Annotated in this window: 10 protein-coding genes; 5 read left to right on the top strand and 5 right to left on the bottom strand. The window is 61.6% G+C overall.

Features of this window, described 5'->3' with window-relative positions; all coding sequences use genetic code 11:
• Positions 1 to 69: 69 nt before the first annotated feature.
• Together KJY40_RS13840 and KJY40_RS13835 are read right to left on the bottom strand one after the other, a co-directional pair.
• The gene (locus KJY40_RS13840; protein ID WP_230737481.1) at positions 70 to 1,557 is read right to left on the bottom strand and encodes a DUF1254 domain-containing protein; all 1,488 of its coding nucleotides are present in this window, start codon (positions 1,555 to 1,557) and stop codon (positions 70 to 72) included.
• 75 nt (positions 1,558 to 1,632) lie between these two features.
• Positions 1,633 to 3,051 carry a DUF1254 domain-containing protein gene (locus tag KJY40_RS13835; RefSeq protein ID WP_230737480.1) on the bottom strand — a complete coding sequence of 473 codons (1,419 nt, stop codon included), beginning with the start codon at positions 3,049 to 3,051 and terminating at the stop codon, positions 1,633 to 1,635.
• Positions 3,052 to 3,526: 475 nt separating this feature from the next.
• Between KJY40_RS13835 and KJY40_RS13830 the strand changes: the two genes are divergently transcribed.
• From KJY40_RS13830 to arsH, 5 genes are all read left to right on the top strand, one after another.
• The gene (locus tag KJY40_RS13830; protein ID WP_064595875.1) at positions 3,527 to 4,147 is read left to right on the top strand and encodes a LysE family translocator; all 621 of its coding nucleotides are present in this window, start codon (positions 3,527 to 3,529) and stop codon (positions 4,145 to 4,147) included.
• Positions 4,148 to 4,264: 117 nt separating this feature from the next.
• On the top strand, positions 4,265 to 4,612 hold the full coding sequence (locus KJY40_RS13825) for a metalloregulator ArsR/SmtB family transcription factor (RefSeq protein WP_085611839.1): 348 nt from the start codon (positions 4,265 to 4,267) through the stop codon (positions 4,610 to 4,612).
• A gap of 22 nt (positions 4,613 to 4,634) precedes the next feature.
• Positions 4,635 to 5,918: an arsenic transporter gene (locus tag KJY40_RS13820; RefSeq protein ID WP_230737479.1), complete on the top strand. Its 1,284-nt coding sequence runs from the start codon at positions 4,635 to 4,637 to the stop codon at positions 5,916 to 5,918.
• Positions 5,919 to 5,943: 25 nt separating this feature from the next.
• Positions 5,944 to 6,414, top strand: coding sequence for an arsenate reductase ArsC (locus KJY40_RS13815; protein WP_230737478.1), 471 nt, complete (start codon positions 5,944 to 5,946; stop codon positions 6,412 to 6,414).
• A gap of 11 nt (positions 6,415 to 6,425) precedes the next feature.
• A complete protein-coding gene (arsH, locus tag KJY40_RS13810; protein ID WP_230737477.1) occupies positions 6,426 to 7,115 on the top strand; it encodes an arsenical resistance protein ArsH in 690 nt (229 codons plus the stop codon).
• Between the two features lie 62 nt (positions 7,116 to 7,177).
• Here the strand turns inward: arsH and KJY40_RS13805 are convergent, their stop codons facing one another.
• The 3 genes from KJY40_RS13805 to KJY40_RS13795 are packed head-to-tail and all read right to left on the bottom strand — an operon-like array spanning position 7,178 to position 12,845.
• The gene (locus KJY40_RS13805; RefSeq protein WP_230737474.1) at positions 7,178 to 10,348 is read right to left on the bottom strand and encodes an efflux RND transporter permease subunit; all 3,171 of its coding nucleotides are present in this window, start codon (positions 10,346 to 10,348) and stop codon (positions 7,178 to 7,180) included.
• On the bottom strand, positions 10,345 to 11,592 hold the full coding sequence (locus KJY40_RS13800) for an efflux RND transporter periplasmic adaptor subunit (RefSeq protein ID WP_230737472.1): 1,248 nt from the start codon (positions 11,590 to 11,592) through the stop codon (positions 10,345 to 10,347). Before KJY40_RS13800 ends, KJY40_RS13805 begins: the two co-directional genes overlap by 4 nt.
• Positions 11,589 to 12,845 (bottom strand): TolC family protein, encoded by a 1,257-nt coding sequence (locus KJY40_RS13795; protein ID WP_230737470.1) that lies wholly within the window; start codon positions 12,843 to 12,845, stop codon positions 11,589 to 11,591. Before KJY40_RS13795 ends, KJY40_RS13800 begins: the two co-directional genes overlap by 4 nt.
• Position 12,846: the final 1 nt, after the last annotated feature.

Raw genomic sequence — 12,846 nt, 5'->3', positions numbered from 1 at the left:
ACTGGATAGTACGCAACGGCAGAAGGAATGAGTGCTGGCGGCCTGTTGTCCGCCAGCACTTCACACGGCCTACTTGACCTTCACGACGTCATCGGGCTTCCAGGTTTGGTCGTAGAACGAGTCTTCAGTCCCATACAGGCGCAGCGCTACCAGGAAGTTGCGGCCCGGGATGGTCTGGATGAATGCAGCGTCGGCCACATCTGCTGGCTTCTCCGGGCCAAACCAGATTTCGATGGAGCCATCCGCCTGCTTGGGTATGTCGTAGTAGCCGTTGGTGGACGGCAGCAGCTGCTTGGTTTCCGGCATGGTGCCGTCGGTGATGTTGTAGGCGGTTACAGCCCAGAACAGTGCTGCCGGCGGGTTCGCCGGCAGGCGCAGTTTGTAGATACCGCCACCTTCGAGAAACTTGCCGTCCTTGTCGCGACCAGTAAAGGGGTACTTCGAACCCGCACCGGTGGTGTGCATCACCATGGCCGGTGCCGAGGAATAAGCGAACTGGAAGAAGTTGGCCCGTTGGTTGACATCCAGATAGCTGTCCTGCATCCAGTCGTTGGTTCCACCCGCCCAGGTGTTTTCGTACTGGCGATCCTTGTAATAAAGATTGCGTTTGTCTTCGCGCCCCAACTGGCGGTTGGCCAGGATCATTTTCGGTGCCGTTTCCACCGCTTTCTTCAACTGGGCTTTCTGACCTTCTGAAGGGTTGAACGGCACGCCTTTGATGATGCCGATGGATGCCAGCACCCCGCGCAGTTCTGGATCGATGGCCTCCACGGGTTCGTAGTCGACAAACGCCTTGAGCTTGATCCAGTACTCGTTGTCCGTCGGATACATCATGTTCAACGCCTTGCCACTGGCGTCAGGAAACTCCATAGGCTTGACGTCTTTTTCGGTGGCAAACAACGGGTAGACGCGGGTGGTTTGCGCCGCCTTCACCGCCGGTGCCGGGTCGGGCTTGCCGTCACCCTTGGCCATGATCGTGCGGAAGAACAGAAAGACGTTGTAGGTACGTGACTTCACGGCGAAGTAACCGCCCGGCACAGGCCCGTTGTAGTCCGGCGGCAGCAGCAGATAAAGGCCGCCACGGGCGCGATCAGGCCCGATGGAGCCGACGTCGGTGAGGGTGCGCTGAAAGAAGTCGGTGAACATGCCGATCACATTCGGTGGCGCCTTGACCACTAGCGGCCCGGTTTCCTTGAGGTCCAGGTAGCTCATGGAGTAGATCACGTCGGCGTTGGGCGTGGGCACCATGGTTCGTGCGTCCATGCGCTCTTTCCAGATCGGCAACACGTTGTAACCGGCACCGAATGCCTTCTCCGAGCCATCGCGCATGCCAATGGTGTTAAGGAGGGGCAGCATGGTCATGTAGGCGTGGACCGCGCGCTGATAGTACAACTCATCTCGCAGGCTCTCGGCTTCCTTCTGGTCGAGCCAGTTGCCGTTGTTGAGTTGTTTGATCAGTGGCGAGGCCGGTGCCTGGTCTGCCGCCTGTGCTACCGGTATGAAAGCCAATGCGGCAGCCAGCGTTGAAAGTGCGAATGTCCGTTGCATTGAACCCATGATCAATCTCCAGAATGATCGCGGCGTCGCACCTTGCGCACCGCTGCGACTCAAAGGAATCACCGGCTTACCGGCTCACTTGGTTTTCTTGATCACCGGTGGCTTCCAACTGCCATCCAGGATCGGCTCTTTACCCCAGTAAGCGCGGATATAGAGGGAAATTGGCTCCTTGGGTGACGGCAGCCAGTTGCTATCCTTACCTTTGCCCGGCGAAACGGGGCCAACATAAAGCGTCAGCGAGCCGTCGGTATTACGCTTGAGATCCTTGTTCTTGGTACCCAGCGAATAACGGTTGAGCTTGTTGGTGCTGAACAGATGTTTTTCGTTGTACAGGGTCAGCGACCAGAAGCCTTGCACGGGTGGCTCCTGGCCGGCGGCAAAGGTGACTTCGTAGCTATGATTGCCGTTGAGTTGCGCCCCCGACTGGTCGAAGTCGGTGTAGAAGTACTGGGTCTCGGTCGGACGGTTGTCGAACATGTTCGACTTGGCGGTTCCGGTGCGGTTGAAGTAGTCGATACCGAACCGGGCATTGTTGGTGGAGCGATTCCAGCCGTTGCCCGCTGGGCGACCGTTATGCTTCCACTCGAAAAACGGCTTGATGATGCCTTGCTCGCTTTCCACTGCTGTCTGCACCAGCAACTTCTTCAGCGCCGGATCTTTGTTCGCCGCATCCAGAAGCAATCTGAACTGGCCGTACAACGCCTCCTCTCCCGGCAGCGGTGGAACCATGTCGAGCACCTTGGGGAACTGGTCGAAGAACTTCTCCGGAATCACCCATTTGGTCTCGCCACCACTGGCCTTGGCTGCACTGGGGTTAGGGATGTCCGGAGTGTTCTTCCAGTCGATGGTCTTCATCTTTCCGTCAAAGTCCTTGAGCGGATAGAAGGCCACCTGATTGAGTTTTTCCTGGATTGCCGCGCGGTCTTCCTTGGTGTCATCCATGAAAATCCGAGGAATAGCGTTGGCCAGTAGCGTTGGGCTACGGATGATCGCCTCGACACCTTCCGGTTTATCGCCTTGCCAGTTCGGCCCCACCAACAGATAGAACCCCGGCTTGGTCCCGTACGGCTTGCCCAGTTCGCCCACCTGATCGGTACGCTGGTCGTAGATCGAATAGACCCAGAAGCGCTCACCGAAATCCGGCACCTGGACGATCACAGGTTCCTCATCCAGTGAGAAAAAGCCCAAGCCGTAGACCACGTCCTGATTGGGACAGGTGACGAAGGTTTCCTGCGGGGTAATGTAGTCGTGCAACATGCCGAGCTGCCCACGCGGCGCCACCGGCAGGATGCCTCCTAGCAAGCCGGGATGCGGTGCCTTGGTGATGGTGTCATTGCGGTTGAGCATGTTCACCATCGGCCAGCCCCAGATATAGGCCATCCGGGCAATGGTCCTGGCGTACTCCGGGTGGATCACCACGCCGGTCGCGGGCTGGGTAATCTGCGGCGAAGCAGCTTGTGTCTGCTCCTTTGCGTAAATTGAAGGTGCCCCCAAGGGTAACGCCAGAAGAACAGTAGAAAGCAATTTCAGCGAGTGACGCATCATCGACATCCTTATGTAGTCCGCGTTTGGGAGGCGAAGATGCGTACTACGGTGGGCTCTCAATCGAGACTCACGCTCAACATCACAGGCTCCATGGCGATAGGAGTCTAGATCGTGTCTGCCGCACGGCAAGAGAACTCAGGGGACTATCAGCCGAACGTCAGCTATGGTTTGTGGAATCAACCTGTAGCTGCCATTCCTTCCCGGAAACGCCACGGCCCCCATGAAAACCGCCCTGATCTCCGACACCCACAACCTCCTCCGCCCCGAAGCCCTCGCCGCGCTCCAGGGCTGTGACCGGATCATCCACGCCGGCGATCCTCGAGATACAACCCGACCGCATCGAACCGCGCCTGATTGCCCTGCTGGATCCCCCCGTCTGAAACCGCTACCGTTCCCCCCATCCAGAACAGGGAACCCTCGCACCATGTCCATCGCCGACAACCTCCTCGCCTTCACCCTCGCCGCCACGTTGTTGACTCTGACACCCGGTCTCGACACCGCGCTGGTGCTGCGCACCGCCACCGTCGAGGGCAAGCAGCAGGCGTTGCGTGCGGCGTTAGGGATCAATGCCGGTTGTTTGTTGTGGGGCGCGGCGGTGGCGTTTGGGCTGGGGGCGTTGATTGCGGTGTCGGAGCTGGCCTACAACCTGTTGAAGTATTGTGGCGCGGCGTATCTGGCGTGGCTGGGGTTGAACATGTTGCTGCGCCCTCGCCGCTCGCTGGCACCGGCCGAGGCCGACGGCAAGCCGGGGGCGAACTGGTTTTTCAAGGGCATGCTGGGGAATGTGCTGAATCCGAAGATCGGGATTTTCTACGTGTCGTTTCTGCCGCAGTTCATCCCGCAGGGGCAGCCGCTGGTGCCGTGGACATTCGGGCTGGTGAGCATTCATGTGGTGCTCGGGCTGATCTGGTCGCTGGTGTTGATTGGCGCGACGCAGCCGCTGTCCGGTTTTCTGCGCCGGGAGAAGGTAATTCGCTGGATGGATCGCACCACCGGGATGATTTTCGTGCTGTTTGCCGCGCGGCTGGCGTTCAGCAAGCGTTGAAGCGCCTGCTTTAAACACACCTTCGGTCGAGAGCTGTCACTTCTTCACACTCAAGACTTGCCCAACACATATGGATATCCGTATATTCGGGCAACCATATGTACTGAAGGCATCGTCATGCTCACCCCCGCCTCCGTTTTCAAATGCCTCGCCGACGAAACCCGCGCCCGGGCCACGCTGCTGATCACCCGTGAGGGTGAGTTGTGTGTCTGCGAACTGGTCTGCGCGCTGGACGACAGTCAGCCGAAAATCTCCCGCCATCTCGCGCAACTGCGCACCTGCGGCCTGCTGTTGGATCGCCGTCAGGGCCAGTGGGTTTATTACCGGCTCAACCCTGATTTGCCGGCATGGATTCGCACGTTGCTTGAAACCACGCTCGCCGCCAACACCGCCTGGCTGGAAGAAAACAGCGCACGGCTGGCGGCCATGGGCGATCGCCCGCTCAACACCTCCGCTTGCTGCTAAGCCTCAGGCTTTCGGGATTCCCATGTTTTTTGCTTTTGCCATTTTTCTGTTCACCATCGTGCTGGTCATCTGGCAGCCGAAGGGGCTGGGTGTCGGCTGGAGTGCGACGCTCGGCGCGGTGCTGGCGCTGCTGAGCGGGGTTGTGACCCTGAGCGATATTCCCACGGTGTGGGGCATTGTCTGGAACGCGACCGCGACGTTCATTGCCGTCATCATCATTAGCCTGTTGCTCGACGAAGCCGGTTTTTTCCAGTGGGCCGCGTTGCACGTCGCCCGTTGGGCAAAGGGCGATGGCCGGCGTCTGTTCGCCTTTACGGTGTTGTTGGGCGCGGCCGTTTCTGCGCTGTTTGCCAATGATGGCGCGGCGTTGATCCTGACGCCGATTGTGATTTCGATACTGCTCGCCCTGCGCTTCTCGGCGGCTTCCACTTTGGCGTTCGTCATGGCGGCCGGCTTCATCGCCGATACCGCGAGCCTGCCGCTGGTGGTGTCCAACCTGGTCAACATCGTTTCCGCCGATTATTTCGACCTTGGCTTCAGCGAGTACGCCTCGGTGATGGTGCCGGTCAACGTGGTTGCCGTGGCCTCCACTTTGGGGGTGCTGTACTGGTTTTTCCGGCGTGACATACCCACACATTACTCACTGGATGACTTGCAGGATCCGCGACTGGCCATCCGCGATCGGCTGACTTTCCGTGTCGGCTGGATCGTTTTGGGGCTGCTCCTGATCGGTCTGTTCGCCCTGGAACCGCTGGGCATTCCCATCAGTGCGATTGCTGCAGTCTGCGCGGCTCTGCTGTTCGCGGTGGCGGCGCGGGGTCATGTGATTTCGACCCGGCGTGTACTGCGCGAAGCCCCTTGGCAGATCGTGATTTTCTCGCTCGGCATGTACCTGGTGGTGTACGGGCTGAAGAACGCCGGGCTGACGGATTATCTGGCGACGGCACTGAATTATCTGGCCGGCACCGGGCTCTGGGGCGCGGCATTGGGGACGGGGTTTCTGACCGCCCTGCTGTCGTCCGCGATGAACAACATGCCGACGGTGTTGGTGGGCGCGTTGTCGATCCAGGCCAGTGATGCCGTCGGCGTGATACGCGAAGCGATGATCTACGCCAACGTCATCGGCTCCGACCTGGGCCCGAAAATCACCCCCATCGGCAGTCTGGCGACGCTGCTCTGGCTGCACGTGCTGGAGCGCAAAGGGATCCGCATCACCTGGGGTTATTACTTCAAGACCGGCGTGGTGCTGACCCTGCCGATTCTGTTCATCACCTTGTCTGCCCTGGCCCTGCGCCTGAGCGTTTAACGCCTGTCTGGAAAGAGGAATCACCATGCGCGTTCTATTCATGTGCACCGCCAACAGCTGCCGCAGCATTCTCTCGGAGGCGATGTTCAACCATCTGGCACCACCCGGTTTCGAAGCCGTCAGTGCCGGCAGCTTCCCCAAAGGCCAGGTGCTGCCACGCAGCCTGACCACGTTGCAGGCGGCCGGCATTTCAATCGATGGATTGAGTAGCAAGGGCAACGAAGCCTTCGAAGACAACCCGCCGGACATCGTCATCACCGTGTGCGACAAGGCCGCCGGTGAAGCCTGCCCCGTGTATTTCGGCCCGGCGCTGAAAGCCCATTGGGGACTGGAGGATCCGTCGGATGTGCACGGCGATGAGCGCACCATCGACGCCGCTTTCCGCGCCACCCTCGCCCGAATCGAAACCCGCTGCCGGGCCTTCCTCGCCCTGCCCTTCGCCCAACTTGACCGTGATGCCCTCAAGCGCGAGCTCGACCGCATCAGCACGCTGTAACCGGAGCCGACATGAACGACCTGCCCAACCTCGATCCCACACTGGTTCAAAAAACCACGCGTGACGAAGGCGCCCACAAACCGCGCATCCTGTTGCTCTACGGCTCGACCCGCCCGCGCTCCTTCAGCCGTCTGCTGGTCGAAGAAGCTGCCCGCCTGCTGGAACACTTCGGTGCCGAGACGCGAATCTTCAATCCTTCGGGTCTGCCGCTGCCGGACGATGCACCGGGCGATCACCCGAAAGTCCAGGAACTGCTCAAGCTGATGCAATGGTCCGAAGGTCAAGTCTGGTGTTCGCCCGAACGTCACGGTGCGATGTCGGCGGTGTTCAAGGCCCAGATCGACTGGGTGCCGCTGGCCCTCGGCGCGGTGCGCCCGACCCAAGGCAAAACCCTGGCGGTGATGCAGGTCTGTGGCGGTTCGCAGTCCTTCAACGTGGTCAATCAACTGCGCGTGCTGGGCCGCTGGATGCGCATGTTCACCATCCCCAATCAGTCGTCGGTGCCCAAGGCTTATCTGGAATTCGACGAAGGCAATCGCATGAAACCCTCGGCGCTGTATGACCGGGTGGTGGACGTGATGGAAGAGTTGGTGAAATTCACGCTGTTGCTGCGTGATCGCCCGGACCTGGTGGATCGCTATTCCGAGCGCAAGGAATCGGCGGAGGAATTGATGCAGCGGGTCAATCAGCGATCGATCTGATGACCAAACCCCACAATAAAAAAACCGGTGCGAACGTTCGCACCGGTTTTTTCGTCACCGGGTTACGGCTGGATGGCAGTACCGTCGCTTTCAGGTGACTTGTTTTCAACGGGCAACCGTCGACGGCGCATCAGGCGATACGCCGCCGGAATGACAAACAAAGACAACAACGGCGCCGTGACCATGCCTCCAACCATGGGCGCGGCGATGCGGCTCATGACTTCGCCGCCGGTGCCGCTGCCGAGCAGAATCGGCAACAGGCCGGCGATAATCACGGCTACGGTCATGGCCTTGGGACGCACGCGTTGCACCGCTCCTTCGCGAATCGCCGCGATCAACCCGCGCTCGGTGTGGTCGCCGAGGCCTTCTCGTTCGGCCCAGGCGTTTTTCAGGTAGAGCAGCATGATCACGCCGAACTCGGCCGAAACCCCGGCCAGCGCAATAAAGCCGACCCCGGTGGCGACCGACAGGTTGTAGCCCAGCAGATAAAGAAACCACGCACCGCCGCTCAATGCGAACGGCAACGTGGCCATGATCAGCAGCGCCTCATCGAAGCGAGCGAACGTCAGATAGAGCAGCACGAAGATAATCAGCAGCGTGGCCGGCACCACCAGTTTCAGCCGCGCGTTGGCCCGCTCCAGAAACTCGAACTGCCCCGAATAGTTCAGGCTCATGCCAGGCTGCAATTTCACCTGTTCGCTGACGGCGCGACGCAAATCGGTCACCACTGAAGCGATGTCCCGCCCGCGCACGTCGATGTACACCCAGCCGGACGGCCGGGCATTCTCGCTCTTGAGCATCGGCGGGCCGTCCGTGACCTTGATTTTCGCCAGCATGCCGAGGGTGATCTGGCTGCCGGAAGGCGTGTAGATCGGCAATTGCTCCAGTGCGCCGGGCGAATCACGCCACTCTCGCGGGTAGCGGATGTTGATCGGAAACCTCGCCAGCCCCTCGATGGTTTCCCCGACGTTTTCCCCGCCAATGGCACCGGCGACGATGGATTGCACATCGCTGATGTTCAGCCCGTAGCGGCCGGCGGCGTTGCGGTCGATATCCACGTCGATGTAGCGGCCACCGGTCAACCGCTCGGCCAGTGCCGAACTGACGCCGGGCACACCTTTGGCCACCCGCTCGACGGCCTGGGTCGCGGCGTCGATCTGGGCCAGATCATTGCCGGCGACCTTGACGCCGATCGGGCTTTTGATTCCGGTGGCGAGCATGTCGATGCGGTTGCGGATCGGTGGAATCCAGATGTTGGTCAGCCCCGGCACGCGCACTACGCGATCCAGCTCTTCCACAAGTTTTTCCGGGGTCATGCCCGGGCGCCATTGATCGTGGGGCTTGAACTGGATCGTGGTTTCGAACATTTCCAGCGGTGCCGGGTCGGTAGCGGTTTCCGCGCGGCCAGCCTTGCCGAACACGTGCTCGACTTCGGGCACGGTCTTTATCAGTCGATCGGTCTGCTGCAACAGCTGCGCAGCTTTTTGCGCCGATAAACCCGGCAAGGCCGAAGGCATGTACAGCAGATCACCCTCGTCCAGTGGCGGGAGGAATTCGCCACCGAGTCGCGAAATCGGCCAGGCCGCGCTGACGAACACCAACAGCGCCACCAGCAACGTGAATTTCGGCCGGCGCAGCACCACGTCCAGCACCGGCTGATAGATCCGGATCAGCCAGCGGTTGAGCGGGTTGTGGCGTTCATCCGGAATCCGTCCGCGAATCCAGTAGCCCATCAGCACCGGCACCAGCGTCACCGACAATCCCGCTGCCGCCGCCATGGCGTAGGTCTTGGTGAACGCCAGCGGGCCGAACAGCCGCCCTTCCTGGGCCTGCAAGGTAAACACCGGAATGAACGACAGCGTGATGATCAGCAAACAGAAAAACAGCGCCGGCCCCACCTCCGCCGCCGCGTCGGTCATCACCTGCCAATGGCGCTCGCCCTTGAGCGCCTGCCCCGGATTGGCCGCGTGCCACGCCTCGATTTTCTTGTGGGCGTTCTCGATCATCACCACCGCCGCATCCACCATCGCACCAATGGCGATAGCAATCCCGCCTAGCGACATGATGTTGGCGTTCAGCCCCTGATGACGCATCACGATAAAGGCGATCAGCACGCCCACCGGCAGCGAGATAATCGCCACCAGCGAAGAGCGCAGATGCCAGAGGAAGATCCCGCACACCAGCGCGACGACGATGAACTCTTCGAGCAGTTTGTGGCTGAGGTTTTCCACGGCGCGATCAATCAGCTTGCTGCGATCGTAAGTGGTGACGATCTCTACGCCGGGCGGCAGGCTGCTTTTCATGTCATCGAGTTTGGCCTTGACCGCCGCGATGGTTTCGCGGGCGTTCTTGCCGCTGCGCAGAATCACGACGCCGCCGACGGTTTCACCTTGGCCATCCAGCTCGGTAATGCCCCGGCGCATGTCCGGCCCGGTCTGAACCGTTGCAACATCACCCAGGGTTACCGGTACGCCACCCACGCCGAGTTTGAGCGGGATCGCCCGAAAATCATCAAGCGTCTTCAGGTAGCCGGAAGCGCGCACGATGAATTCGGTTTCGGCCATTTCCAGCACGGCGCCACCGGTTTCCTGATTGGCCTTGCCGATGGCTTCGCGCACCTGCGCCAGGGTGATGCCGAGGCTGGCCAGCCGCACCGGATCAGGCTGCACCTGATACTGCTTGACCATGCCGCCGACGGTCGCGACCTCGGCGACGTTGGGCAGGGTCTTGAGTTCGAACTTGAGGAACCAGTCCTGCAACGCCCGAAGCTGTGCCAGATCATGCCCGCCGCTGCGATCCACCAGCGCGTACTGATAGATCCAGCCAACGCCGGTGGCGTCCGGACCCAACGCCGGTTTGGCGCTGGCCGGCAGACGACTCTGAATCTGGCTCAGGTACTCCAGCACCCGCGAGCGCGCCCAGTATTGATCGGTGCCGTCCTCGAACAGCACGTACACGAAGCTGTCACCAAAGAACGAATAACCGCGTACGGTTTTCGCCCCCGGCACCGAGAGCATGGTGGTGGTCAGCGGATAGGTCACCTGATTCTCGACAATCTGCGGCGCCTGTCCGGGGTACGGCGTGCGGATGATCACTTGCACATCGGACAGATCCGGCAGCGCATCGATCGGCGTGCTCTGCACCGACCACACGCCCCAGCCCGTGACGAACAGCGTCGCCAGCAGCACCAGAAAACGATTGGCGACGGACCAGCGAATCAGCGCGGCGATCATGGCTGACTCCCCGAAACGTTCCCGCCCGTTTCAAGCGGCTCGGCGACGATGCCCTTGAGACTGGCCTCGGAATCAAGCAGGAACTGGCCGGACGTCACGACGCTCTGCCCTTCTGCCAGGCCTTCGAGGATCACCGTTCTGCCGACGCTTTCCTGGCCGAGCCGCACCTCCACCGGGCGATAGTGCCCCGCTTCTTCGGCGAGCATGACCAAGGCGCGCTTGCCGGTGCGGATAACTGCCTCGCTGGGCACCCACAGACTGTCTTGTCCGGTCGATCGGTTCAGCCGCACCTGTGCTGTCATCCCCGGCCGCAAGCGGCCATCGGCATTGGACAGCTCGACCCGCACGCGCAGGGTACGGCTGTCCGGGTTGGTGTCCGGCAGAATCGCGCTGACCGTTCCGTTGAAAACGCCACCGGGAAAGGCCGGCAAACGCGCTTCAACGGCCTGCCCCACGGCAACCGAACCGGTCTGCGATTCCGGCACCGCCACGGCGAGCCAGACACTGTTCAACCCGTTGACCCGCGCCAAGGTTTCACCCGTCGCCACGGTCATGCCCGCCCGCACATCGAGTTCTTGCAACACGCCGCCCAAAAGGCTGGTGACCGTCAGTTCGGACTGCACCTTGCCGCTGCGTTCCACCTGAGCGATCAAGCTTGCTGGCATCCCGGTCAGCCGCAACCGCTGGCGCGCCGCCGCGATCAGGTCGGCATCGCCGCTGCGCCTGAGCGCCAGAAACTCGCTCTGGGCCGCCGTCCATTCCGGCACGAGGATGTCGGCCAACGCCGCGCCAGCCGTGAGCACATCCCCCGGCGCACGGGCGTAAACCCGCTCGACAAACCCGTTGGTGCGCGCCTGGATCACCGCGACATCGCGCTCGTTGAACGCCAGCACACCGCTCACATCAAGGCTCGAGGTGAAGGTGCCGCGACTGACCGGCGCCACACGCAGACCGAGGTTCTGACTCAGCCCCGGATCAATGCTGACGGTCGCACTGCCCTCCGCGCCGCTGGCGTATCGCGGCACCAGTTGCATGTCCATGAACGGAGATTTTCCCGGTTTGTCGAACTTCTGCTGCGGGAACATCGGGTCATACCAGTACAAGGCCTTGGGCTCAGCGCTCGGCGCAGGGGTTGAAGCCGTTACACCCTTCATTCGCTGATAGGCCAATCCGTAACCGCCACCCACGCCCACCGCCAGCGCGAGGCCGGCCAGCCACACGCCGTTCCATTGTTTAAGGTTCACAGGCTGGTCTCCCCATAAGCGAAATGCAGGCGTGCAGCGGTCAGCGCGCGCTGTTCTTCCATGTCGATCTGTTTGAGGCGGGCCTCGATGAGTTCGTGGCGGGCGCTGACCACCGCATTCAAATCGCCCTGGCCGGCGCGATAACTGGCCAGGCTCAAATCGACTTTCTCTCTGGCCAGCGGCACCAGGCTGTCCTCGGTGCGGCGCACGGCACGATCGAGGCGCTGGTAGTCGGCCAACTGGTTCTCAAGCTGCTCGGTGTGCTCGCGGGACAGGGCTTCGCGCTCGGCTTGCAACTGGCTGACCTCGGCCAGTCTGGCGGCGATTTTCGGGTTCTGCCGCGTCTCGGGAAACAGCGGCAGATCCCAGGAAAACTGCACGCTGACCATGTCACCAAACTCCCGACCACGATGCTGGTAATCCACTTCCCAGCTCCAGTCAGACTTTTTCTCGGACACCGCCTCTTGCACCCTGGCCTGGGCTTCGCGGGTCATGGGGGCGAAAGCGGCCAGCTCGGGGTGGTGTTGCAGTTGATGATTGAAGGTCGAGGCATCGACCGGCCACACGGGCAAACCGCCTTCGGGCTTGTCGTTGGCAGCTGCGCCGATCCAGCGTTTGAGCGCGGCGCGGGCCTGGGTGCGCTCGAGGGTCAGGTTGTCCTGTTGCTCGGCGAGTCGGGCCGCTTCCTGCTTCGGCGTCACCGCGTCGGCAGGTTGCGCGCGGCCACCGGCGATCTGCGCCCGGACGGTCTCGCTCAGCAGGCGGTTTTCCTTGAACAAGTCCTGGAACAACGCTTCCTTGCGCTCGACCGAATAGCCGCTGATCCACGCCAGCGCCGTCGCCTGACGCACCTTCAAACGCTCGACGCGGCGCTCGGCCGCCGCGCGTTCAATGGCGGCGTCGGCAACCTCGATGCGCGCCTTGCGTTTGTCTGCGTTGGGCATCTCCTGCCGGTAACCAACCATCTGCATGGTCATGAAGTCGTGATCGACGCTCCAGCGATCCGGGCCGCCCACGGGGTAGTTCTGCACACCGAGCAACAGCTTGGGATCGGGCAACTCGCCCGCCGGAATGGCCGCGCTGCTGGCGGCCTGGATTTTCTGATCTTGTGCGGTCAGCGACGGCGCATTGTTTTCGGCCAGACGCAGCGCTTGATCGAGCGTCAGCGCGGTGGCGAAACCCGGCCACGCGAGCACGCTTGCCGCAAGGCCGGCCACCAAAGGCCAACCCGTGCAATTGCACTTGAATGTCATG

This window comes from Pseudomonas fitomaticsae, from assembly GCF_021018765.1.
Lineage (GTDB): Bacteria > Pseudomonadota > Gammaproteobacteria > Pseudomonadales > Pseudomonadaceae > Aquipseudomonas > Aquipseudomonas fitomaticsae.
Note: the sequence above shows the minus strand (reverse complement) of the source record. Positions and strands in the feature narration are given on the sequence as shown.